Source organism: Pseudoalteromonas sp. SG43-6 (genome assembly GCF_014164365.1).
Taxonomy (GTDB): Bacteria; Pseudomonadota; Gammaproteobacteria; order Enterobacterales; family Alteromonadaceae; genus Pseudoalteromonas; species Pseudoalteromonas rhizosphaerae.
Window position 1 is genome coordinate 1 of record NZ_JACJEZ010000227.1, and the last position, 248, is coordinate 248.

Consider the following 248-nt stretch of genomic DNA (forward strand, 5'->3'; position numbering starts at 1 on the left):
TTATATCAACGGATATTACAACAACGTTAGGCCGCATCATTATAATGCCGGTTTAGCGCCAAATGAATCTGAGATTAGATACAAAGATTCTAAAACTGTGGCCAAAATTAGTTGACCACTACAGTTATAGTTAGTTGTGATAACCGAGCTCTAAACGAGGCCGCAGAATACTGACACCCCTGATCGGAATGAAACATCAGTTGATTAAGAACCGGCTGTTGACGCTTAATAGCATTATTCAATGCTGC

The 248-nt window shown here is 39.9% G+C and carries 1 pseudogene; it reads right to left on the bottom strand.

The window, feature by feature from the left end:
• Positions 1 to 125 precede the first annotated feature (125 nt).
• Positions 126 to 248 (bottom strand): annotated as a pseudogene (locus H5201_RS23645) (IS3 family transposase); the annotation flags it as partial.